This window comes from Polaromonas aquatica, assembly GCF_050626995.1.
Lineage (GTDB): Bacteria > Pseudomonadota > Gammaproteobacteria > Burkholderiales > Burkholderiaceae_C > Polaromonas > Polaromonas aquatica_A.
Window position 1 is genome coordinate 598,626 of sequence record NZ_CP192467.1, and the last position, 22,942, is coordinate 621,567.

General features: G+C 62.3%; 21 protein-coding genes. 9 read left to right on the forward strand and 12 right to left on the reverse strand.

All coding sequences use genetic code 11. The features are described from left to right. The first annotated feature begins 91 nt into the window (after window positions 1–91). Complete coding sequence (locus ACQ4MS_RS02980; protein ID WP_431097633.1) at window positions 92–457, forward strand: response regulator; 366 nt, start codon at window positions 92–94, stop codon at window positions 455–457. A 26-nt stretch (window positions 458–483) separates the two neighbouring features. On the opposite strand, the gene ACQ4MS_RS02985 is transcribed toward ACQ4MS_RS02980, so the two are convergent. Both ACQ4MS_RS02985 and ettA read right to left on the reverse strand, forming a co-directional pair. Then, a complete protein-coding gene (locus ACQ4MS_RS02985; protein WP_431097635.1) occupies window positions 484–1,020 on the reverse strand; it encodes a DUF1415 domain-containing protein in 537 nt (178 codons plus the stop codon). 141 nt (window positions 1,021–1,161) lie between these two features. Continuing rightward, the gene (ettA, locus tag ACQ4MS_RS02990; RefSeq protein ID WP_431097637.1) at window positions 1,162–2,823 is read right to left on the reverse strand and encodes an energy-dependent translational throttle protein EttA; all 1,662 of its coding nucleotides are present in this window, start codon (window positions 2,821–2,823) and stop codon (window positions 1,162–1,164) included. A gap of 378 nt (window positions 2,824–3,201) precedes the next feature. On the opposite strand from ettA, the gene ACQ4MS_RS02995 reads away from it, so the two are divergent. Further along, window positions 3,202–4,929 carry a DEAD/DEAH box helicase gene (locus ACQ4MS_RS02995; protein WP_431097639.1) on the forward strand — a complete coding sequence of 576 codons (1,728 nt, stop codon included), beginning with the start codon at window positions 3,202–3,204 and terminating at the stop codon, window positions 4,927–4,929. A 51-nt stretch (window positions 4,930–4,980) separates the two neighbouring features. Here the strand turns inward: ACQ4MS_RS02995 and ACQ4MS_RS03000 are convergent, their stop codons facing one another. The 9 genes from ACQ4MS_RS03000 to ACQ4MS_RS03040 all read right to left on the reverse strand — a co-directional run bounded on the left by ACQ4MS_RS03000 (window position 4,981) and on the right by ACQ4MS_RS03040 (window position 13,556). Further along, window positions 4,981–5,730 carry a FadR/GntR family transcriptional regulator gene (locus ACQ4MS_RS03000; protein ID WP_431097641.1) on the reverse strand — a complete coding sequence of 250 codons (750 nt, stop codon included), beginning with the start codon at window positions 5,728–5,730 and terminating at the stop codon, window positions 4,981–4,983. A gap of 9 nt (window positions 5,731–5,739) precedes the next feature. Continuing rightward, window positions 5,740–6,123 (reverse strand): hypothetical protein, encoded by a 384-nt coding sequence (locus ACQ4MS_RS03005; protein WP_431097643.1) that lies wholly within the window; start codon window positions 6,121–6,123, stop codon window positions 5,740–5,742. Window positions 6,124–6,163: 40 nt separating this feature from the next. Continuing rightward, the gene (locus tag ACQ4MS_RS03010) at window positions 6,164–7,207 is read right to left on the reverse strand and encodes an L-idonate 5-dehydrogenase (RefSeq protein WP_431097645.1); all 1,044 of its coding nucleotides are present in this window, start codon (window positions 7,205–7,207) and stop codon (window positions 6,164–6,166) included. 36 nt (window positions 7,208–7,243) lie between these two features. Beyond that, window positions 7,244–8,014, reverse strand: coding sequence for an SDR family oxidoreductase (locus ACQ4MS_RS03015; RefSeq protein ID WP_431097647.1), 771 nt, complete (start codon window positions 8,012–8,014; stop codon window positions 7,244–7,246). An 8-nt stretch (window positions 8,015–8,022) separates the two neighbouring features. Next, window positions 8,023–9,093, reverse strand: coding sequence for an ABC transporter ATP-binding protein (locus ACQ4MS_RS03020; RefSeq protein ID WP_431097648.1), 1,071 nt, complete (start codon window positions 9,091–9,093; stop codon window positions 8,023–8,025). A gap of 26 nt (window positions 9,094–9,119) precedes the next feature. Then, window positions 9,120–9,971: a carbohydrate ABC transporter permease gene (locus tag ACQ4MS_RS03025; protein WP_077592213.1), complete on the reverse strand. Its 852-nt coding sequence runs from the start codon at window positions 9,969–9,971 to the stop codon at window positions 9,120–9,122. Next, a complete protein-coding gene (locus ACQ4MS_RS03030) occupies window positions 9,968–10,831 on the reverse strand; it encodes a carbohydrate ABC transporter permease (RefSeq protein ID WP_431099523.1) in 864 nt (287 codons plus the stop codon). Before ACQ4MS_RS03030 ends, ACQ4MS_RS03025 begins: the two co-directional genes overlap by 4 nt. A 249-nt stretch (window positions 10,832–11,080) precedes the next feature. Next, window positions 11,081–12,454: an ABC transporter substrate-binding protein gene (locus tag ACQ4MS_RS03035; protein WP_431097649.1), complete on the reverse strand. Its 1,374-nt coding sequence runs from the start codon at window positions 12,452–12,454 to the stop codon at window positions 11,081–11,083. Between the two features lie 118 nt (window positions 12,455–12,572). Next, complete coding sequence (locus ACQ4MS_RS03040; protein WP_431097651.1) at window positions 12,573–13,556, reverse strand: 2-hydroxyacid dehydrogenase; 984 nt, start codon at window positions 13,554–13,556, stop codon at window positions 12,573–12,575. 69 nt (window positions 13,557–13,625) lie between these two features. On the opposite strand from ACQ4MS_RS03040, the gene ACQ4MS_RS03045 reads away from it, so the two are divergent. The 6 genes from ACQ4MS_RS03045 to ACQ4MS_RS03070 all read left to right on the forward strand — a co-directional run bounded on the left by ACQ4MS_RS03045 (window position 13,626) and on the right by ACQ4MS_RS03070 (window position 21,384). After that, window positions 13,626–15,365, forward strand: coding sequence for an IlvD/Edd family dehydratase (locus ACQ4MS_RS03045; RefSeq protein WP_431097652.1), 1,740 nt, complete (start codon window positions 13,626–13,628; stop codon window positions 15,363–15,365). Window positions 15,366–15,513: 148 nt separating this feature from the next. Then, window positions 15,514–16,446, forward strand: a complete 933-nt coding sequence (locus ACQ4MS_RS03050; protein WP_431097653.1) for a sugar kinase — start codon at window positions 15,514–15,516, stop codon at window positions 16,444–16,446. After that, entirely contained in the window at window positions 16,443–17,324 is an 882-nt protein-coding gene (locus ACQ4MS_RS03055; RefSeq protein WP_431097654.1) for a 2-dehydro-3-deoxygalactonokinase, read from the forward strand. The genes ACQ4MS_RS03050 and ACQ4MS_RS03055 overlap by 4 nt, the downstream gene beginning before the upstream one ends. Before the next feature lie 37 nt (window positions 17,325–17,361). After that, a complete protein-coding gene (locus tag ACQ4MS_RS03060; RefSeq protein WP_431097655.1) occupies window positions 17,362–18,003 on the forward strand; it encodes a 2-dehydro-3-deoxy-6-phosphogalactonate aldolase in 642 nt (213 codons plus the stop codon). Next, window positions 18,000–18,794: an SDR family NAD(P)-dependent oxidoreductase gene (locus tag ACQ4MS_RS03065; protein ID WP_431097656.1), complete on the forward strand. Its 795-nt coding sequence runs from the start codon at window positions 18,000–18,002 to the stop codon at window positions 18,792–18,794. Before ACQ4MS_RS03060 ends, ACQ4MS_RS03065 begins: the two co-directional genes overlap by 4 nt. Before the next feature lie 205 nt (window positions 18,795–18,999). After that, window positions 19,000–21,384 (forward strand): heavy metal translocating P-type ATPase, encoded by a 2,385-nt coding sequence (locus tag ACQ4MS_RS03070; protein WP_431097657.1) that lies wholly within the window; start codon window positions 19,000–19,002, stop codon window positions 21,382–21,384. Between the two features lie 152 nt (window positions 21,385–21,536). On the opposite strand, the gene ACQ4MS_RS03075 is transcribed toward ACQ4MS_RS03070, so the two are convergent. After that, complete coding sequence (locus tag ACQ4MS_RS03075) at window positions 21,537–22,163, reverse strand: LysE family translocator (RefSeq protein ID WP_431097658.1); 627 nt, start codon at window positions 22,161–22,163, stop codon at window positions 21,537–21,539. A gap of 119 nt (window positions 22,164–22,282) precedes the next feature. On the opposite strand from ACQ4MS_RS03075, the gene ACQ4MS_RS03080 reads away from it, so the two are divergent. After that, the gene (locus ACQ4MS_RS03080; protein ID WP_431097659.1) at window positions 22,283–22,942 is read left to right on the forward strand and encodes a DNA-3-methyladenine glycosylase I; all 660 of its coding nucleotides are present in this window, start codon (window positions 22,283–22,285) and stop codon (window positions 22,940–22,942) included.

The window sequence follows — 22,942 nt, forward strand, 5'->3', positions numbered from 1 at the left end:
GGACACCAACCCGGTAGCAGAGCCAACCGGGTGGTTCAGGGAAATTAGCTCCGTCAACGATGAAACACGGAGCCCTCAATGCGAAAGAAAAATGGCGCGCATCCTGGTGATTGAAGATGAATCCCATATCCGGGACAACTTGCTGCGCTTTGTCCGGCTGGAGGGCCATGAAGGCCTGGCGGCGGCAGACGGCCATGCCGGCTTGCAAGCGGCCAGGGAGCAGCAACCAGACCTGATTTTTTGCGACGTGATGATGCCGTTGATGAACGGCATGGAAGTCTTGGCCGCACTTCAGGCGGAACCCACGCTCAGGGAGGTACCCTTTGTGTTCCTGTCGGCCAGCGCGGAGTCGGAAAGGCTCGAAGAAGCCCTGCGCCTGGGGGCCAGCGGCTATGTCACCAAGCCTTTTAACTTCGCCCAGCTGCAGGCGGTGCTCAAGCAGTATTTGTCCAAATAGGACTGCGGCGGCAGGAGCCCAGACTCCTAGAGGCCCAGCGCCTTCCAGCCCGTGTGGCCGAGTTTTTCAAGCGTCGCGATGTTCTGTTCAAAGATGGCTTCGGCCTCGGGGAATGCCTCGACGGCCCGCTCCACGCTTTCCTCGCGCAGCAAATGCAGGATGGCGAAGGGGGCGCGGTTGGTGTAGTTGCCAATGTCGTCGGGTTCGGTGCCGTCAAACTGGAACTGCGGGTGAAAGCTGGCCAGCTGGATCACGCCTTCCAGCCCATGCTCGTCCACCACGCCTTCGGCAATCTCCAGGAAGTCATTGAAATCCAGGAAATCCTCGAACAGCGTGGGATGGATCAGCAGCGTGGTGTCGACTTCGTCGACCGGCGTGGCTACTAGCAAGTCCAGTTCGCGGTCCAGCTCTTCAAGCAGGCCGTCCGCGTGTTTCGCACGGCTCACCACCAGACGCACCTGGTTCTTGACGTAAACCGCCTTGGCGAAGGGACACAGGTTGAGCCCGATCACGGCTTTTTCGAGCCAGTGACGGGTTTGGGCAAGGACTTCGTCGTCGGTCATAACTATCTCCAAGAAGTCACACGTAAGGCCTTGGGATCCCGATTCAATCAAGCCGGGGCCGCGGAACCGGCTTTGCCGGGCCGCAGGCGTAGTGGCCCCCTCGGGGGGCAGCGCATTACACGAAGTAAAAAGCGTGGGGGCTCAATGAAGGGCTTTGAACCGCACGCGCTTCGGCTTGGCACCCTCTTCACCGAGGCGCTTCTTCTTGTCGGCTTCATACTCCTGGTAGTTGCCGTTAAAGAAGGTCCACTGGCTGTCGCCTTCGGCGGCCAGGATGTGGGTGGCGATGCGATCCAGGAACCAGCGGTCATGGCTGATCACCAGCACCGAGCCGGCGAACTCCAGCAGCGCATCTTCGAGCGCGCGCAGGGTTTCCACGTCCAGGTCGTTCGAGGGTTCATCGAGCATCAGCACGTTGCCGCCCGCGATCAGGGTCTTGGCCAGGTGCAGGCGTCCGCGCTCGCCGCCGGACAGCATGCCGACACGCTTTTGCTGGTCGGCGCCGTTGAAGTTGAAGCGGCCGGCATAGGCGCGGCTGGGCATGGTGAACTTGCCGACGGTCAGCATGTCCAGGCCGCCGGAAATGTCTTCCCAGACGGTTTTTTCATTGGCCAGATCGTCGCGGTGCTGGTCGACGAAGGCCATGCGCGCGGTCTTGCCGATGGCGACTTCGCCGCTGTCCGGCGTTTCTTTGCCGGCGATCAGCTTGAACAGCGTTGATTTACCCGCGCCGTTGGGGCCGATGATGCCGACGATGGCGCCCGCGGGCACCTGGAAGCTCAGATTGTCGATCAGCAGGCGGTCGCCAAAGGACTTGCTGACGTTCTTGAACTCGATGACTTCATTGCCTAGGCGCTCGGCCACGGGGATAAAGATTTCCTGGGTTTCGTTGCGCTGCTGGTATTCGAAGTCGGAGAGTTCCTCAAAACGGGCCAGGCGCGATTTGCTCTTGGCCTGGCGTGCCTTGGGGTTCTGGCGAGACCATTCGAGTTCCTTCTTCAGGGCCTTGGCGCGGGCTTCCTCGCCCTTTTGCTCCTGCGCCAGACGCTCGCCCTTCTGGTCCAGCCAGCTGCTGTAATTGCCCTTCCAGGGGATGCCGTGGCCACGATCCAGTTCCAGGATCCATTCGGCTGCGTTGTCCAGAAAGTAGCGATCGTGGGTGATAGCCACCACGGTGCCCGAGAAACGCTGCAGGAACTGCTCAAGCCAGTCCACCGATTCGGCGTCCAGGTGGTTGGTGGGCTCGTCAAGCAGCAGCATGTCGGGTTTGGACAGCAGCAGGCTGCAGAGGGCTACACGGCGCTTTTCACCGCCCGACAGCACGCCGATCTTGGCATCCCAGGGCGGCAGGCGCAGCGCGTCGGCGGCGATTTCAAGCTGGTGCTCGGAATCGGTGCCTGCCGTGGCGATGATGGCCTCCAGGCGGGCCTGCTCGGCGGCGAGCGCGTCGAAATCGGCATCGGGTTCGCCGTAGGCGGTGTACACGGCTTCGAGCTGGGCCTTGGCGGCGAATACCGCGCCCATGCCGGCCTCCACGCTTTCGCGCACCGTGTGCTCAGGGTCCAGCTTGGGTTCCTGCGGCAGGTAGCCGATGTTCAGCCCCGGCATGGGGGTGGCTTCACCTTCGATTTCCGTGTCCAGGCCGGCCATGATCTTGAGCAGCGTGGACTTGCCGGAGCCGTTGGTGCCCAGCACGCCGATCTTGGCGCCCGGGAAAAAACTGAGCGACACCTCTTTGAGGATATGGCGCTTGGGCGGCACGATTTTGCCGACCTTGTTCATAGTAAATACGTACTGAGCCATCAGGATTAACTTTGGTAAAGATGAAAAACAATGCAGGAAAACGGGCTGCTTGCCGCCTGTAAGGGCTATTTTTACAGGCTGTCAGCAGGCTTTCTTGCGGGCTGGAACGACACGCCGCGCCTGGGCGCAAACGCCTTTTTGGCAAAGCGTGTTTATGCGTGAATGCCCCATTATCGTTGCTGTGCGACAATACGGGCGTTGTTGGCTCCAGTTGCCTACAACATTTGGGCACATCCAGGTACCGCTTCAAGTGGCTGCTTATGATGTAAAACGTAATGTTTAGGGCCCACTTTCTGACCCCATCTGCCTTTGACTGGCGGGTCGCTTCCAACAGGGCGCCCAACAGGCCGATCTAAAGCGCCACACAGGCGCAACATCATGACATTTGAAGAATTGAACCTGGCCCCGGCCATTCTGAAGGCCGTGCTCGAGCAGGGCTACGACACCCCCACCCCCATCCAGGCCCAGGCGATCCCCGCCGTACTCAAAGGCGTGGACCTGCTGGGTGGCGCCCAGACCGGCACCGGCAAGACCGCCGCCTTTACGCTGCCCCTGCTGCAGCGCCTGTCTACCGAAGCGCGCCTGACCAACCGCCGCGGCGTCAACGCCGTGCGGGCCCTGATCATGACCCCGACCCGCGAACTCGCGGCCCAGGTTGAAGAAAGCGTGCGCACTTACGGCAAATACACCGACCTCACCTCCATGGTGATGTTCGGCGGCGTCGGCATGGGCGCCCAGATTGAAAAACTGCGCCGCGGCGTCGACATCCTGGTCGCCACCCCCGGCCGCCTGCTGGACCACGCGAGCCAAGGTACGCTGGACCTGAGCCAGGTGCAGATCCTGGTGCTGGACGAAGCCGACCGCATGCTGGACATGGGCTTCATCCACGACATCAAGAAGGTGCTGGCCCTGGTGCCCAAACAAAAGCAGTCGCTGCTGTTCAGCGCGACCTTCAGCGACGAAATCCGCGAGCTGGCCAACGGCCTGCTCAAGAACCCCGAATCCATCCAGGTCACCCCGCGCAACACCACGGTGCAGCGCATCACGCAGACCATCCACCCCGTCGGCCGCGGCAAGAAAAAAGCGCTGCTGACCCACATCATCAACGAGCACAACTGGAGCCAGGTGCTGGTGTTCACCCGCACCAAGTTCGGCGCCAACAATGTGGCCGAGCACCTGACCAAGAACGGCATTCCCGCGATGGCGCTGCACGGCAACAAAAGCCAGACCGCCCGTACCCAGGCGCTAGCCGATTTCAAGAGCGGCACGATTCGCGCCCTGGTGGCCACTGACATCGCCGCCCGCGGCATCGACATCGACGAACTGCCGCACGTGGTGAACTACGAAATCCCCAACGTCAGCGAAGACTACGTGCACCGCATCGGCCGCACAGGCCGCGCGGGCAACAGCGGCGAAGCGGTCAGTCTGGTCTGCCTCGATGAGGAAGGCTTCATGCAGGACATCGAGCGCTTCACCAAGCAGAGCATCGAAAAAATCGTGGTTCCCGGCTTTGAAGCCGAACCTGGCGAACGCGCCGAGCCGCTGGCCATGGGCCGCCAGACCATCTGGGGCGGCCTGGGCAAGCCACCCAGCCGCGACGTAATGCAGGCAGCCGCGAAGGCCGCACGTACCGAAATGATGCAGCGCATCCGCGACACCAAGGGCGCCCAGCCCGCGCGCGGCGCAGGCGGCGGTAACGGTGGCGGCAATGGCAGCGCGCGCGGACGCGGCCCCGGCGGCAACGGCACCGGTGGTGGGGGCAATGGCAGCGGCCGCGGTCCCCGCACACCCAACCCCGGCCAGCCGCGCCAAGCTTCCGGCTACTCCCAGAACGGCCAGCCGCCACGCCAGCACGCGCAACGTCCGCCGCGCGACGACCAGCAGCCACGCGCACCCCGCAACGAGTCGAGGGAACCGCGCAATGACTTCGATAACCAGCAGCCCGCGAGCCACGCCTCCTCGGGCTTCCCGTCCTCCGGCCAGCCCACGGGCGGCAACCGCGGCAACTACCGGGGCGGCAACCGCTCCGGTGGCGGCGGTGGTGGTGGTGGCCGGGGCAACGGACCCCGCCGGCCTGGCGGTTCCGGTTCGTTTACGGGCCGCTAAGCGCTAACTGGTCCGGCCTGCGGCTGCAACCGTGCAGCCCGGGGCCTCGATTCAGGCCGCCTTGAGTTGCTTGGCCGGATTGCTCAGTTTGGGCAAGCGGCGCCGCGAACCGAGCACCAACTCGATATCTTCGTGCGCGCCGTCGATCAGCACGAGGATCGCTTTTTCGGCCTTGGCCGGGTTGCGTGCAATCACCGCATCCAGCACCGCCCGGTGCAGCGGCAGCGAGCGCTTCGGGCCGTCCTTTCGGATGGTCGAAATTTCAAAGCTGGTGCGCAGCAAGGCGCTGAGCGCCTTGCTCATCTGAACCAGCATGCGGTTGTGAGCGGCGCGCAGCAGGCCTTGGTGAAAACGCAGGTCATAGGTGACATAGTCGCCCCCGCCTTCCACGGCACGCTTCATGCCGGCATAGGCATCTTCGATCCCGGCAATTTCTTCCGCGGTGGCGCGTTCGGCGGCCATGCGCACCGCGGCGGGTTCGACCAGGCGCCGCAGTTCCAGCAGGTCGCGTAGAAATTCGGGCGTGATGCCGGCCTTCGCCTTCCAGGCGATGACATCGGGATCGAACCAGTTCCAGTGCTCCTCTGTCAGCACGCGAGTTCCCACTTTGGGCCCGGTGGTGACCAAGCCCTTGGCGATCAGCGATTTGACCGCTTCGCGCACCACCGTGCGGCTCACGCCCAGTTTTTCGCAAAGCACCGGCTCCGGCGGCATGGACATACCGGCGGCATAACGGCCCGCAACGATGGCTTCCCCAATATGGTCAACCGTATTGCCGTGGACGTTTTTCATGGTGGCCATGGTGTCGCCTTAACCCCGCACAAACAGCGTGACCAGCGGGTCCGGCCCGACCTGGCGGCTCCAGTGCCCGTGCAAGGCCGGGTCAAAAGTGGCGCCTGCCGGCAGCACGTCGGCGGAATAGAAATGCTGGCCCGGCTTGAAAACGCGGGATACACCGCCCTGCAGGCCGATTTCCATCTCGCCGCCCAGGATGAATACCCACTGCGGGTTCAGAGTGCAATGGAACTGGCTGCGAAAGCCGGGCGGGCTGTGGCGCAGCTGATAACCGCCCGAGGCGAACAGCTCCGACAGCATGGCCTGCGGCGAGCCTTCACCCAGCGGTATCGCTTCTTCCCGGAATTTGGCCCGGCCGTCAGTGTCGGTGTAAAGAATGACTTTGGAAAAAACGGTCACAAGGGACTCCGGTGAATGGATATAAAAAGCAGGCGCCCCATCAGGTTTCGCCGCCAAAGGCGATTTGTACCTTCATGGATTGGCGTTTGTCGCCGGCGAGTGTAAAGGCATGCGTGGCCTGGTCGAAGGCGACGATGTCGGTGATGACGGGACGCCCGTCGATCAGCCGCTGGTTCAGGAAAGCTACCGCCACGGCGAATTCGGGGTGAAAGCGGAAGGTACCGCGCAACTCCAGCTCCTTGGCGACCAGTGTGTTGAGCGGCAGGGAAACATTGCCACCCAAACCCACCGTCACGATGAGACCACGCGGCGCCACCACGTCCAGGCCGGCGACCAGTGCTTTCTCGTTGCCTGAGGCCTCGAACATCACGTCAAACTGGCCTTTGCCGGCGGCAAAAGCCGCCAGGCCGTCCGGTTCCTGGGCCAGGTTGATGGTCTGGTCGGCGCCCATTTTTTTGGCGCAGGCCAGGGGAAGCTCGGCAATATCGGCCGCGACGATGCGGGCCGCACCCGCGCGGCGCAGGCCGGCGATCAGCAAGGCGCCTATGGGGCCGCAGCCTGTCACCAGCACCTGCTTGCCGAATACCGAACCGGCCCGCGAAATGGCGTGCAGGCCCACCGACAGCGGCTCGGCCAGCGCGGCCTCGGACAAGGGAAGGTCGTCAGACACGGGATGCGCCTGCGCGGCCTCGATGACCAGTGTTTCGCGAAAAGCGCCCTGGATGTGCGGAAAACGCATTGCGCTGCCGTAAAAGCGCATGTCCATGCAATGGTTGTGCAGGCCCTGCTGGCAGAAGCGGCAGGTGCCGCAAGGCCGCGAAGGCGAAATCGCGATGCGCTGGCCAGCACGCAGTCCGCTGACCTCGCTGCCCACGGCCTCGACCACACCCGATACCTCATGGCCCAGCACCATGGGTTCCTTGATGCGCACCGTGCCGAATCCGCCGTGCTGGAAGTAATGAAGGTCGGAGCCGCAAATCCCACCGAAGGCCACCCGAACCCGCAACTGCTGCGGACCCAGGTGTTCGGCGTCCAGCGCGTCAAGACGCAGGTCTAGGGGCGCATAACAGACAAGTCCACGCATGATGTTTCTCCCTGGTTGCGCGGGCCGGCGGCAGCGTCACAATGTCGCCGTCACACCGCCGTCGACATACAAAATATGGCCGTTGACAAAACTCGAAGCATCGCTGGCCAGGAACACGGCCGCACCGGCAAGTTCGGCAACGTCGCCCCATCGCCTGCTGGGCGTGCGTCCGATCAACCAGGTGCAGAATTTTTCATCCGCGACAAGCTTTTCATTCAACTCAGTCTTGAAATAACCAGGACCCAACCCATTGACCTGCAGGCCATGTGGGCCCCAGTCGATGGCCATGCCCTTGGTCAGCATCTTCACAGCGCCCTTGCTGGCCATATAAGGCGCAATGTTGGGTCGGCCCATCTCGCTCTGCACCGAACAGATGTTGATGATCTTGCCGCGCCCGCGCGGAATCATTTTTCGCGCGACAGCCTGGCCCACGAAAAAGACGCTGTCGACATTGGTGCGCATGAGTTCATGCCAGTCGGCAGCGGGGAAATCTTCCAGCGGCATGCGCCGCTGCATGCCCGCGTTATTGATCAGAATGTCAATGGCACCCAGAGTCGTTTCGATGTCCTCCACCGCTGCCTGCACATCCACTGCCTGTGTGACATCAAAGGCACGGGCGTGCACCTGGAAACCCTCGCCACGTAAAACTGCCGCGGCGCTCTCCAGTTTGCCCTTGTCGCGGCCATTGAGCACCAGCGCCGCGCCGGCCTGTGCCAGCCCGCGCGCCAGCGCAAAACCGATGCCGCCCGACGAGCCTGTGATGAGTGCCAGCCTGCCGTCGAGCCTGAAGGGGTTTGCTGTGGTCATCAGCTGAATCACTCCAGGCGCTGGCCGCTGGCTTCATCAAACACATGGGCCTTTCCGTGCGCGACCTCAAGATGCACGATGTCATCCGGCTGAACACTGGTCCGTCCGTGCATCACCACAACGATTCGCGTGTCACCGACTTCAAGCAGCAACTCGGTTTCGGCGCCGGTGGGCTCCACCACAACCACTTTGGCAGGAACGCCCTGGCCCGTTGAAGACAGCGTCAGGTCGCCCGGCCGGACACCATAGACCACCGCTTGGCCGTCACGCCCCTGCACCAGCGTTTGCACCTGCCACGCATGGCCTTGCGACTCCACCCAGGCACGGCCGTCGGCCTGGCGCAAGGTGCCCTTGAGCACGTTCATGGAGGGCGAGCCGATGAACTGCGCCACAAACAGGTTGCCCGGCCGGTCGAACAGTTCCAACGGTGTTCCAATCTGCTCGATGATGCCGTCGTGCATCACGACGATGCGGTCGGCCAGTGTCATGGCTTCGATCTGGTCGTGCGTAACGTACACCGTGGTTGTTTTCAAGCGTTGGTGCAGAGCCTTGATCTCGGCGCGCATGGACACACGCAGTTTGGCGTCGAGATTCGACAAGGGCTCGTCGAACAAAAACACTTTCGGGTCGCGCACAATGGCGCGGCCCATGGCCACGCGCTGGCGCTGACCGCCCGAAAGTTCGCGCGGGAAGCGGTCGAGCAAAGGATCGAGATTGAGAATTCGCGCAGCATTGCTGACACGTTGCTCAGTCAGTTCCGCATCAGCCTTGCGCAGCTTGAGGCTGAAAGCCATGTTGTCCCGCACCGTCATGTGCGGGTACAGCGCGTAGCTCTGAAACACCATCGCGATGTCACGGTCCTTGGAATCAAGGTCGTTGATAATCTTGTCGTCGATGGCAATTTCGCCACCACTGATTTCCTCCAGGCCGGCAAGCATGCGCAGCAGCGTGGACTTGCCGCAGCCGGACGGCCCGACCAGCACCACGAACTCGCCATCGGAGATGTCAAAGCTGATGCCGTGGATGATCTTGACCTTGCCGAAGGCCTTTTCGATTTTGCGGAATGAGACAGAAGCCATGGTTCAGGTTTTCCAGTACGGGAAGGTCAGCTCTTGACGGCACCGGCGGTCAGGCCGGACACCATGTAGCGTTTGAAGGCGTAATAAATCGCGGCGGGAGGTAAGGCGTAAATCAGCCCCGTGGTCATGAGCAATTCCCATGGCGAATCATCTGCCGCCAGGAAATTGCCCAAAGCCACACCCAGGGTGATGCTGCTTTCGCTCGAAAGCAAAAGGAAGGCATACAGGTACTCGTTCCAGGCCAGCAGCAGGGCATAGGTTCCGACCGCCACGAGGGAAGGCACCATCAGGGGCAGATAGACCAGCCGGAACAGCTGCATCGCGGAGGCACCGTCCATCTTGGCCGCTTCATCAAGCTCATAAGGCAGCTTGTCGGAGGCCTGCTTGAGCACCCAGATGCAGTAAGGCGAGGCAATCGTGACCATGGCCATGATGAGGGACCACTGGCTGTTGAGCATGCCGTAATTGCCCATGGTCTTGTACATCGGAACGGCCAGGAATGCCGCGGGAATGAAATAGGTCAGCAGCGCCATGTTCATCACCGTGCGCCCGCCGCGCGCACGCAGGCGGCTGATGGCAAACGCAGCCAGGGTGGCGACCACCAGGGTGATGCCCGCCACGGCAAACGCGATCAGGAACGAGTTGGCCAGCTGTTGCCAAAAGTGGTGCAGATAGAAATGCTTCTGTTCCACGACGATGCGGAAGTTGTCCAGCGTCGGATCCTTGGGCCACAGGCGCCCCGAAGTGGCTTGGTCGCGCGGCGAGATCGAGAACAGGAACAGGTGGTACACCGGAATCATGGTCCACAGGAAAACCGGGATTCCGATCAGCACCAGCTTGGCCTCGGTCGTGACCTGCTTGAAGGTGATGGGTTTCATTTGGACAAACGCTTCATCATGAAATAAACCAGCGGCAAGACCAGCGGCAACGCGACCACGATGGAGGCCATGGCCAGCTCGATCTGGTCCAGCCGCAAGTAGCGGATCCCCAGCGTCGCAAGAACGTGCGTGAGGTCAGCCGGGCCACCGCCCGTCAGCAGGTAGACGCTGTTGAAATCTCCCAGCGACCAGATGGTCGACAGCAGGAGCGACGTCAGATACACGGTCTTGAGCGAAGGCCAGGTGATGAACTGGAACTTTTGCCAGTTACTTGCGCCATCGACGGCTGCTGCCTCGTACTGCTCAGTCGGAATCGCCAGGCGCGCAGCCACCAGAATCAGTGTCCAGAATGGCAACGACTTCCATATATGCGCCAGGATGGACAGGGACAGTGCCAGCGTCGGATCGTTCAGCCAGTTGGGACCATCGGCGCCGGTGAGCTTGAAGATCAGGGTGTTGATGACGCCCCACTCGGGGTTGAGCATGAAGCGCATCGACAGAATGGTCGGAATCGAAGGTACGGCCCACGGCAGGATGAACAGCAGCGAGAGCCATTTGATCCATTTGCGGTCTTGCACAAAAAATCCGGAGAGAAACAGCGCCACCATCATTTTCACGTTGATGCCGACACCGAGGAAAACCAATGTGTTGATGACCGACCGGAAAAAGATCGGATCATCGAACAGCTTCACATAGCTTGCGGGCTGGCGTGCCAGCCACAGGCCATAACCCACGGGGTACAGCACAAAAACAAGGAAAAGCAGGATATAGGGGATCAGCAGGACCAGGCCCCAGCGTTCCCAAGACGTCATTCCCTTGACAGGCCGGCGCTCGCCGTCCCGGGACTGCTCTACAGCCATCGTGGTCATCGTATTTGCATGGTGACGGCCACCAGCCGGAGCTGGATGGCCGTTGGATGAATCAGGATCAGGACAGGCCTGACCGGCTTAGGGATGCGGGAATAGCCAATGTTCCGTTTTGGGGGGTGCTGACGGGATGCAGTGCAAAGCGTTCGGAGCGCCGTGTGGCAAGCCACACAAACGAGGAGCAACGCAGCAATGCGCCCGTCAGTGCCGTCAAAAATGGGATATTTGCCATTTCTGCGTCCCTTAGTTGGCAACCGTCTTGATGCGGGCGATCATCTCGTCCACCGCCTTGTCCACCGGCACCTTCTCGCTAACAACACGGTTGGCCGCCTTGGCCCAGACGTTCTCGTTGTTGAGCACCGTGAACTTGTAGTTCTTCGTGAACTCGAAGTTGACCGTACCGTCCTGGAACTGGTTGTGCACAGCCAGACGGTGTTTGTCACCCTTCCAGAACGCGCTCGCCTGGCCGGCCTTGGTCACCGGATACCAGCGTCCGAGGGAGCCTTCCACATAAGGCCCGAGGTTTTCTTCCGCCATGATGAATTTGACGAACTCCTTGGCACGCGCCTTGTTCTTCGCATCCTTGAAGACTACGCCCACCTTTACCGCAGAGCGGTACACCATCTTGCTGCCATCGGGCTTGCTGGGGAATCCGGCGGTGCGAATTGATTCGGTGTAATTCTTTTTGGCGGTCGCACGCTGCGCTTCCGTCAATGTCGCATTGTTCATATCGTCGAGCCACTTCGCAGCGATGGAGATCGTTGCGTTATGTGTCAGCAGAGTCGTCTTGTTATGGAACGCGACATTGTTGTCCGGGTCTTTCCAGTTGGAGGACGACGGTGGTGTGCAGCCCCGGGTGTAGATACCGGTGTAGTCCGTCAGCGCGCCGATGAGGCCGGCACGTACCGCAGGGTCGTCCACCAGCAGCTTGCCGCTGTCGCTGACCAGCTTGACGTTGTAGGCGTCCATGAAGGTCAGGAAAGAATAGAACGAGTCGCTGGAATCCACGCCCAGCGGCTGGCCGATGCCAAACGCGCGGGTGCCGGTCTTGGTGCGGTAGCCTGCCTGTGCCTTGTCACACCAGAAGTCCCAGTAGGCTTTCCAGGTGGTCGGGATGTCGGATTCCTTGTAACCTGCCTCAGCCAGCATGTCCGCCCAGTACTGGATATGCATGGTCTGCTGTTTCATCGGAAACGCGTAGTAAGCACGTTTTTTGTCTACATCGTTGTACAGGAAAGTGGTTTCTACCGTGTTCTTTGCAAACGAAGAACGGATCGGATCGATTACGCTGCTGATGTCTTCCAGCTTGCCTTCAAAGGCCCATTTGCCTGCGACCTGAAAGTCATAGACGTCGCCGTAAGAAACATCGGGCGGGTTTTTTGAGTCCAGCGCCGCAACGCTCTTTGGAATGATTTCCTGAGGCGCATATTGCGAGAGTTCCACCTTGACTTTGGTTTTGGCTTCGAACTTCTTGATGGCCGCAAAAAGGGCGTCATCCTCTGCCTTGTAAAAACCTTTGGCCCACCAGATAGTGAGTGTTTCCTGCGCCGCGGCCTGCCCGGCGGTGACCAAGCCCGCCGCGACCATCGCGGTGGCGAGAATTGTCTTGAGCTTCATTTCATTTGTCTCCTGTGTTATCAGTTACCGAACCGTCAGAAAAGCAGGCCTGATCGTCAGCCCCCATTGTTATCATATGATGATTAGCCAGCGTGTTTTCTATGGAAAACCCGAACGCTTATTGACATTCCGGAACCGGGCTGAGTAGGGGCTTCCCTTCGAAATGCGCACTTAGATTGCCCGCAGCCAGATCGGCCATCGCTTGCCGGGTCTGCCGGGTCGCGCTGGCAATGTGCGGCGTCAGAACCACCTGCTCCATGGACCACAAGGCCGTCGCAGGATGAGGCTCCTTGGCAAACACATCCAGGGCAGCACCGGCAATCACGCCCTTCTGCAAGGCGTCTACCAGCGCCTCTTCGTCCACCACAGAGCCGCGCGCCACGTTGATCAGATAACCCTCCGGACCCAGCGCCTTGAGCACATTGGCATTGATCAGGTGGCGCGTCCCCTCCCCGCCCGGCGTAATGACAATCAGAAAATCGACCTGCGCTGCAAGGGCTGCGGCCGTGGGGTAATAACTGTAGGCAAGCCCGGGCTTCTGGTTGCGTGCGGTGTAGGCAATCGACATGCCGAAAGCCTGCGCACGGGTGGCAATCGCCTGGCCGATGCGGCCCAGACCCACGATGCCAAGCCGCGCACCGGAGACCTTGCGCGTCAGCGGCATGGCCCCCTCGCGGCCCCAACGCCCCGTACGGACATACTGGTCCGCCTGCGGAATGCGGCGCGCCACCGACAGCATGAGGCCTATGGCCAGGTCCGCCACCTCGTCGTTGAGCACACCGGGTGTATGCGTGACCGGAATGCGTTTTTCCAGCGCGGCGGCGACGTCCACACCGTCGTAACCCACACCCATGATGGAAACAATTTCCAGCGCGGGCAATTGATCCATCAGGGAACGCGGCACCTTGGACTCCCCGCCTCCGGCGACTCCCCGGATCAGCGGCGCCACCCTGGCGAAAGCCGTCGGATCGCTTTCATGCAGCCTGTCATGGACTTCATAAGTTGCCTGCAGCGGCTCCATCAGGAAGGGTGGAAGCTTGGCGACGGTGAGGATGTGCGGGCGGTTGGGCGGGGCGGACAAGGTGCGAACTCCTGTGGTCATGGTTTTCACTAAGATAGCCGGGTCAATGGTATGACGATAATATGTTTGACGATTTAAGGACTTTCCCGCATGAGCACACCACCCAAGAAAAAACCCGCCCACGAACTCCGTAGCCAGCAATGGTTCGGCCGCCAGGACCGCGACGGCTTTGCCTACCGCAGCTGGGTCAAAGGCAAGGGCGTCCCGCACGACCAGTTCGACGGCCGGCCGGTCATCGGCATCTGCAATACCTTTAGCGAGCTGACGCCCTGCAACTCGCATTTCCGCACGATCGCCGAGCAGGTCAAGATCGGCGTCTATGAGGCCGGCGGCTTCCCGCTGGAGTTTCCGGTGATGTCGCTGGGCGAGACGCTGCTGCGTCCGACCGCCATGCTATACCGCAACCTGGCCAGCATGGATGTGGAAGAGAGCATTCGCGGCAACCCGATAGATGGCGTCGTGCTGCTGATGGGTTGCGACAAGACCACGCCTTCCCTGGTGATGGGCGCCTCGAGCGTTGACCTGCCTACCGTGGGCGTGAGCGGCGGGCCCATGTTGAGCGGCAAATGGCGCGGCCAGGAGTTGGGCTCAGGCACCGGCGTCTGGAGCATGAGCGAGCAGGTACGTGCAGGCACCCTGAAACTCCAGGAATTTTTCGAGGCTGAGAGTTGCATGCACCGCAGCCACGGGCACTGCATGACCATGGGCACGGCATCGACGATGGCCAGCATGGTGGAAGCACTGGGCATAGGACTGCCGGGCAATGCCGCATACCCCGCTGTGGACGGCCGGCGCAATGTGCTGGCCCGCATGGCCGGCCGCCGCGCCGTCGAGATGGTGCACGAAGACCTCACGCTCTCAAAGATCCTCACACGCGAAGCGTTTGAAAACGCCATCAAGACGCTGGCCGCGATTGGCGGTTCCACCAACGCCGTGATCCACCTGATCGCTATTGCCGGGCGCATCGGTGTGAAACTGACAGTGGATGATTTCGACCGGCTGGCCAGCGAGCTGCCCTGCCTGGTCAACCTGCAGCCTTCCGGTAAATACCTGATGGAAGACTTCTGCTACGCCGGCGGCCTGCCGGTGGTCATGAAGGAAATCGCACAGCACCTGCACACCGGCGCCATTACCGCCAACGGCAAAACCATCGGCGAAAACATCGCCGACGCGGAGAATTACAACACCGACGTCATCAAGCCGCTGTCGGCGCCCTTCAAGGACAGGGCCGGCATCGCCGTACTGCGCGGCAACCTCTCGCCGCGCGGCGCCGTCATCAAACCCAGCGCGGCCACGCCGGCGCTCATGGTGCACAAAGGCCGTGCCGTGGTGTTTGAAACCATAGAAGACTTCCATGCCCGGATTGACGATGAAAATCTGGACATCGATGAAAACTGCGTGATGGTGCTAAAGAACTGCGGCCCCAAGGGCTACCCCGGCATGGCCGAGGTCGGCAACATGCCGCTGCCGCCCAAGGTGCTGCGCAAGGGCATCACCGACATGGTGCGCATCAGCGATGCCCGCATGAGCGGCACAGCCTACGGAACCGTGATTCTGCACACCGCGCCCGAAGCGGCAGCGGGCGGCCCACTGGCGCTGGTGCAGAACGGCGACATCATCGAACTTGATGTTCCCAATCGTCGCCTTCATCTGCATGTCAGCGATGAAGAGCTTGCACGGCGAATGACCAGCTGGAAAGCGCCAGAACCACCGCTGTCCTCAGGCTACTGGAAGCTTTACATCGACCACGTACTGCAGGCCGACGAAGGCGTGGACCTGGATTTCCTGGTGGGCAAGCGCGGGTCGTTTGTGCCGCGCGACAACCACTGAAGCGTGTAGGCCGGGTACAGCGTGGGTACGGGGCGCACCCGGCCCGCGGGTACTATCGGGGGTTTGAGGTGCGGCGTGTTTTTTCCGGTTTTTCTTTCCTGAAAAATGCCCGCGCCGGGATGCCGGACGAAGCCAGGAAACCCAATCAATGCAAGCCAGAAAATTCGATGTCGTCGCGCTCGGCGAAGCCATGGTGGAGTTCAACCAGACCACCGCCGGCCAGCCCAACTACCTGCAGGGCTTTGGCGGCGACACCAGCAATGCGGTGATCGCCGCTGCGCGCGCCGGCGCCAGCACCGCTTATCTGACCCGCCTGGGTGGCGACACCTTCGGCCAGTCATTGATGGCCTTGTGGGCCGCAGAAAACGTTTCCACAGCCGCCGTGCAGCAGGACACCGAAGCCAGCACCGGCCTTTACTTTGTCACCCACGGGCCCAAGGGGCATGAGTTCAGCTACCTGCGCGCGGGCTCCGCGGCCAGCCGCATGACGCCGGCCTGGCTGCAGCAGGCCGGCGCGGCAGATGCCGTGCGGCAGGCGAAAGTCCTTCACGTTTCGGGCATCTCGCTGGCCATTTCCGCCAGCGCCTGCGATACCGCCTTTGCTGCGATGAAGCTGGCCAGGGATGCCGGTACCATGGTGTCCTTTGATTCCAACCTGCGGCTCAAGCTCTGGCCGCTGGACCGCGCGCTGGCCTGCACCCGCCACGCGATTTCGCTGTGCGATATTTTCCTGCCCAGCCTCGAAGACATCACCGCCCTCAACGGCATGACCGATCCCGATGAAGTAGTGGACTGGGGCCATGCCCTCGGCGCCAAAACCGTGGTGCTCAAACTGGGCGGCGACGGTGCGCTGGTCAGCGACGGCGCGCGACGCGAACGTGTGCCGGTGCATCGTGTGAAGCTGGTGGACGCCACCGGCGCGGGCGACTGCTTCTGCGGCAACCTGCTGGCGCGCATCGCCCTGGGCGACACGGTGTTCGATGCCACACGTTATGCCAATGCGGCAGCCGCCCTCACAGTGCAGGGCTATGGCGCAGTGGCACCGCTGCCGCTCCCCGAACAGGTCAGGGCTTTGCTGTGAGCCGGCTGCTCGCGGTCGACTGGGGCAGTTCGTCGCTGCGCGGCGCGCTGCTCGATGCAGATGGCGCGGCGACGGAGGAACGCACCTTCCCGCGCGGCATCCTGACGGTGGAAGCCGGTGGCTTTCCCGATGTTTTTCAAAGCTGCTTCGGCGACTGGATGGCGCCCGGCACGCTGTGCCTGATCTCCGGCATGGCCGGCAGCAAACAAGGCTGGCGCGAGGCGCCCTACTGCGCCTGCCCCGTCGGCTTTGGCGCGATTGCCGACGCGCTCGAATGGGTGGAGCCCGGCCGTATCGCCATCGTGCCCGGCCTGAGCATTGACAAGGCCGGTGTTCCCGACGTGATGCGCGGCGAGGAAACCCAGATCTTCGGTGCGCTGCAACTGCTGGGCCTGGACCATGCGCGTCTCGTGCTGCCTGGCACGCACAGCAAATGGGCCACCGTGACTGATCGCAAAGTGACGGACTTTTCGACCTGGATGACCGGCGAGTTCTATGCGCTGCTGCGCCGCCACTCCATCCTGGCACGCATGCTGCCCGAAGACGAGCCCTCACTGGACGCCGCCGCCTTTGACCAGGGCGTGACCCATGCGCTGGCTGGTCCCGGCCTGCTGAACTCCGCCTTCAGCACACGCACGCTGTCGCTGTTCAACCGGATGAAAGCCGAGGCCCTGCCAAGCTATCTGTCGGGCCTGGTCATCGGCGAAGAACTCAAGGCCCAGACCTTGCCGCGGGGCGAGCCGGTCGTGGTGATGGGCGCTGAAGCCCTCACGGTCCGCTACGAACAGGCGCTTGCCCACCTGGGCGTACCCGTCCAGCGCGTAGGCGCGGGCGCCACCTGGCGGGGCTTGCACGCCATTGCCGGGACCTTGGGCTGAGATGTACGCACAGCCCCGCCTCAACCAATTCCACAGCATGAACAACGCCCATTCAAAATTTTCCCAAGCCCTCACCGCCAACCCCTTGGTGGCCATCCTGCGCGGGCTGACACCGGCCGAGGCACTGCCGGTCGGCCAGGCGCTCGTTTCCACAGGTTGGACCCTCATTGAGATTCCCCTGAATTCGCCGCAGCCGCTGGACAGCATCGCCGCCATGGCGAATGTCTATCCACAGGCATTGATAGGCGCCGGCACCGTGCTGACGCCCGAAGACGTGCGCGACGTGCAAGCCGCCGGCGGTCAACTCATCGTCTCGCCCAATTTCAATCCGGCGGTGGTGCGCGAGGCCGCCCGCCTCGGCATGGTTTGCCTGCCCGGCGTGATGACTGCCAGCGAAGCCTTTGCAGCACTGGACGCGGGCGCCACCGGCCTGAAGCTTTTCCCGGCTGAGATGATCACGCCTTCCGTGGTGAAAGCCCTGCGCGCCGTGCTGCCGGGCTCCACCGTGGTAATGCCGGTCGGCGGCGTCACGCCCGACAACATTGGGGCCTATTTGGCCGCAGGCGCCAGCGGGTTTGGCATCGGTTCGGCGCTGTACAAACCCGGTATGACAGCCATTGAGGTGGCCGATAATGCTATGAAATTCATAGCTGCTTACGCTGGTACTATGAGGGCATGAGCACGATTTCATCTAAAAATTCGCCCCCAATCTCTTTTGGCCTGGCCGGCAACGTCTGCATCATCACGGGCGGCGCCCAAGGCATCGGCGAAGCCTGCGCGCGCCGCTTCGCCCGCGAAGAAGCCAAAGTAGTCATCGCCGACATTGACGACGCCCGCGGCACCGCGCTCGCCGCCGAACTGGGCGGGCTTTACGTGCATTGCGATGTCGGCGAGAAGGTCCAGGTCGATGCGTTGGTGGCGCAGGCACTGGCCGCCCACGGCCGTATCGACGTGCTGGTGAACAACGCCGGCATTTTCAAGGCCGCCGAATTCCTGGAGGTGACGGAAGCCGACTTCGACGCCGTGCTGCGCATCAACCTCAAAGGTTCGTTCCTCGTAGGCCAGGCCGTGGCACGCGTCATGGCAGCCGCCGGTAAAGGCAGCATCGTCAACATGAGTTCGGTCAACGGCATGCTCGCGATCCCCACAATCGCCAGCTACAACGTCAGCAAGGGCGGTATCAACCAGCTGACGCGCGTGATGGCTCTGTCTTTGGCGGCGCAAGGCGTGCGGGTCAACGCCGTCGCGCCGGGCACCATCGCGACCGAGCTGGCGGCCAGGGCCGTGCTCACCAGCGACGAGGCCAAGGCCAAGATCATGAGCCGCACACCCATGAAACGCCTGGGTGAACCTTCCGAAATCGCCGACACGGTGGCCTACCTCGCCAGCGACGCGGCCAGCTACATCACCGGCGAGATCGTGGTGGTAGACGGCGGGCGCATGACCTTGAACTACACCGTACCGGTATAACCCGGCAGGCACGCAAAGGCGCGCCGGTCATCTGCCTCCCGTTGATCTGGATCATGCAATTCCCGGCGGAGAGCGCTGAAGATCAGCATGGCCGCCCATGACGCATACGCCCCGAATCCATGGGGCTTGACCTTCCCATAGGGGAAAGGTCTACCCTTGTTCATCGGCCTGGTTCAGGCCTGAAGAACGGAAAAGGGAATCCTCCATGGAACATAAAACTCACTCCCCAGATGCGGTTTTCGCGAAGACTGGAAATGCCCACCCGCCGCCGGGCACCCCAACCGGGCTGAAAGACCCGGTCTGCGGCATGGACGTCACCACCGCGTCCCCGCACCACCTTGAGCACGGTGGAAGGCCCTACTACTTCTGCAGTGCCGGCTGCCTGTCCAAATTCTCTGCCAATCCGGGAGCCTATGTCGACCGGCCCAAGGCAGCGCCAGCGCCCGATGCGGCGTCCAAACCGCATGACGGCCAGTCTGACCAGGTGGGTGAGACGCTCTACACCTGTCCCATGCACCCAGAGATCCGGCAAGACCATCCGGGCAACTGCCCGATCTGCGGCATGACACTGGAGCCCCTCATGCCCAGCCTCGAGGAGGATGAAAACCCCGAACTCCAGTCCTTCACTCGCCGCTTCTGGTGGACGCTGCCGCTCAGTGTGGCGGTGACCGTGCTGGCGATGTTCGGCCACCAGGCCGGCTGGTTCGACATGGCTGTCCAAAGCCGGATAGAACTGGTACTGAGCCTGCCGGTCGTCTTGTGGGCAGGCTGGCCGTTCTTCGTGCGGGGCGCGCAATCGATCATCCACCGCAGCCCGAACATGTGGACCCTCATCGGCCTGGGAACGGGTGCCGCCTTTGTTTACAGCGTGATCGCCACCCTTGCACCCGGCGTATTCCCGGACTCGTTTATTTCCATGGGCCGCGTGGCGGTTTATTTTGAAGCGGCGGCCGTGATTATTTCGCTGACGCTGCTCGGCCAGATGCTGGAGCTGAAAGCGCGTTCGCAGACGTCGGCTGCGATCAAATCATTACTGGGGCTGGCGCCCAAAACCGCGCGGCGTATCAAGGCCGACGGCACCGAAGAAGATGTGCCGCTGACCCACGTGCACGTGGGCGACAGCTTGCGGGTGCGCCCAGGCGAAAAAGTGCCGGTCGACGGCATCGTCACTGAAGGCGGCAGCGCCGTCGATGAATCGATGCTGACCGGAGAACCCCTGCCGGTGAGCAAGCGCCCCGGCGACAGGCTGATAGGCGCCACACTCAACACCAGCGGCGCCCTCGTGATGCGATCCGAGCGCGTCGGCGCACAAACCATGCTGTCGCAGATCGTGCAGATGGTCGCGCAGGCCCAGCGTTCCAAGGCCCCTTTGCAGCGCATGGCTGACCAGGTGGCCGGCTGGTTTGTCATGGCAGTCGTGGCTGTGGCCGTGCTGACCTTTTTGGGATGGGGACTTTTCGGCCCGCAACCGAGCTGGGTCTACGGCCTGATCAATGCGGTCGCAGTGCTGATCATCGCCTGCCCTTGCGCGTTGGGCCTGGCAACACCGATGTCCATCATGGTCGCCACCGGCAAGGCGGCTGGCCAAGGCATCCTTTTCCGGGATGCAGCGGCGATTGAACACCTGCGCACCGTCGACGTGCTGATCGTCGACAAGACCGGCACGCTGACCGCCGGGAAACCGGCATTTGACCGCGCCGTCCCCGTCGCAGGCTTCAGTGCCGACGAGGTGCTGCGGCTTGCCGCCAGCCTGGACCAGGGCAGCGAACACCCGCTGGCAGACGCCATCGTGGCAGCGGCGCGCGAACGGCGCTTGACACTGGAAACGCCTGAGAATTTCGAGTCCGCCAGCGGCATCGGTGTCAGCGGACGGGTGGCCGGCCGGACGCTTGCCCTGGGCAATACGGCGCTGATGGGACAGGTCGGCGTCTCTGTGGATCCGTTGCTTGCCCAGGCCGAAACATTGCGTGCCGAGGGTGCCAGCGTGATGCACCTTGCGGTCGACGGCCGGCTCGCAGGCCTGCTCGCCGTGGCCGACCCGATAAAGGGCAGCACGCCCGAGGCGCTGACGGCGCTCACAACTGCCGGCCTGCGCGTCATCATGGCCACAGGGGACGGCCTGACCACCGCCAGGGCCATCGCCGGGCGCCTGGGCATTGACGAAGTGCATGGCGGTGTGCAGCCGGCCGACAAGCTGGCATTGGTCAAGCAGCTGCAACAAGAAGGCCATGTGGTGGCTATGGCCGGTGACGGCATCAATGATGCCCCTGCGCTGGCCCAGGCCAACGTGGGCATTGCCATGGGCACGGGCACCGACGTCGCCATGAACAGCGCGCAGATCACCTTGGTCAAAGGTGATCTGCGCGGCATCGCACAGGCCCGTGCGATCTCGGAAGCGACGATCGCCAACATGAAACAGAACCTCGGCTTTGCCTTCGTCTACAACGCTCTGGGGGTTCCCCTGGCAGCGGGTTTGCTTTTTCCTTTTACCGGCTGGCTGCTGTCACCCATGATTGCGGCACTGGCGATGAGCCTGAGTTCGGTATCTGTGATCGGAAATGCGCTGAGGCTGCGTGGAAAAGATTTGTAAAACACGCGGCATGACGCAAACGTCCCGCAGCACAGGTCACATGATGTCCTGTTTGGCCGGCACGCGCGCTGGCAGGGCGAGGCCGCGGGGTCAGACTCAAAACGTCATGCTGACCGCCACCGGTCACAAGTCCTATTCGGATGGTGGCCTGCTCACGCCGGCCGCTTGGCCAACAATGCCCAGACGCCAGCCGCCGACAGCAGCGAACCGCCCGCCAGGTTAAAGCGCCGCTGTGCGCGCGGTGAAGCCAGCAGGGTACGCGCAGAGGCGGCAAACACCGCGTACAACGTGGCGTTGAGGCTGGCCATCACCACAAAGGTGACCGCCAGCACCCAGAGCTGCCGCGCAACATCAGCACCAGGGTTGATGAACTGGGGCAGGAAAGCCACAAAAAATACGATGCCCTTGGGATTGAGCGCGGTCACAAGATAAGTGTTGCCGAACAATTTCCAGAGCGAGCCCGGCGCGTCGGGCGCTGCCGCCTGCATGGGCGAAATACCGGCGCGCAAAAGCTTGACGCCCAGGTACAGCAAATACAGGCCGCCCGCCCACTTGACCACCGTGAACCAGAAAGCCGAAGCCGCCAGCAAGGCGCCCAGGCCGAACAGCGACACGACCAGGGCCGTCGAATCGCCCAGCGCCACCGCGGCCACCAGCGGAATGTTGGCGCGCTTGCCATGCGCCATCGAGTAGCTGATGACGGTGAGGATGGTGGGGCCCGGAATGATGAGCAGGACGGCGGTTGCGGCGACGAAGGCGAGCCAAAGCTGGATAGACATGGTGCGTATTTCCGAAGTTGCGGAGTCGATGAAGGGACCGTGCTTCATGATAGCGCCGGCCGGCCGAAGACGAGTCCTTCCAGTTGCACAACCCCAACCTCATCCGCCTAGAATTACCCATGCCTTCCAAAGCTCCACTATCACCCGCCGCAGGTCTTTTTACCGACGACACCCACACCACGCGCTGCGCCTGGTGTCAGGCGACACCGTTCTACAGGAACTACCACGACAGCGAATGGGGCTTCCCCGTGGACGATGAGAGACGGCTATTTGAAAAAATATGCCTTGAAGGCTTTCAGGCGGGCCTGAGCTGGCTGACCATCTTGAACAAGCGTGAGTCCTTTCGCAGCGCATTCGCCAATTTCGATGCCGAGCAGGTGGCCCGCTTCGATGCGCGCGACATCAAGCGGCTGGTCAACGACGCCGGCATTGTGCGCCATGCGGGAAAGATCGCTTCGACCATCAACAATGCGCAGCGCGTGATCGAGCTGCGCAAGGAGTTTGGCTCGCTGGGTGCTTTTGTCTGGCGGCTGGAGCCCGAGACCAGGAACCGGCCCGCGCGCATCACACACGAGGCCCTCAAAGCCATGCCGACTTCACCGGCCTCCATCGTGCTGTCCAAAGACTTGAAGAAGCGGGGCTGGACCTTTGTGGGCCCCACCACGATGTATGCCTTCATGCAGGCCATGGGCCTGGTCAACGACCACATCGAGGGCTGTGCCAGCCGAAAGGCGGCATTGGCCTCGCGCAAGGCCTTCACTCCTCCGAAGGCGCCGTAG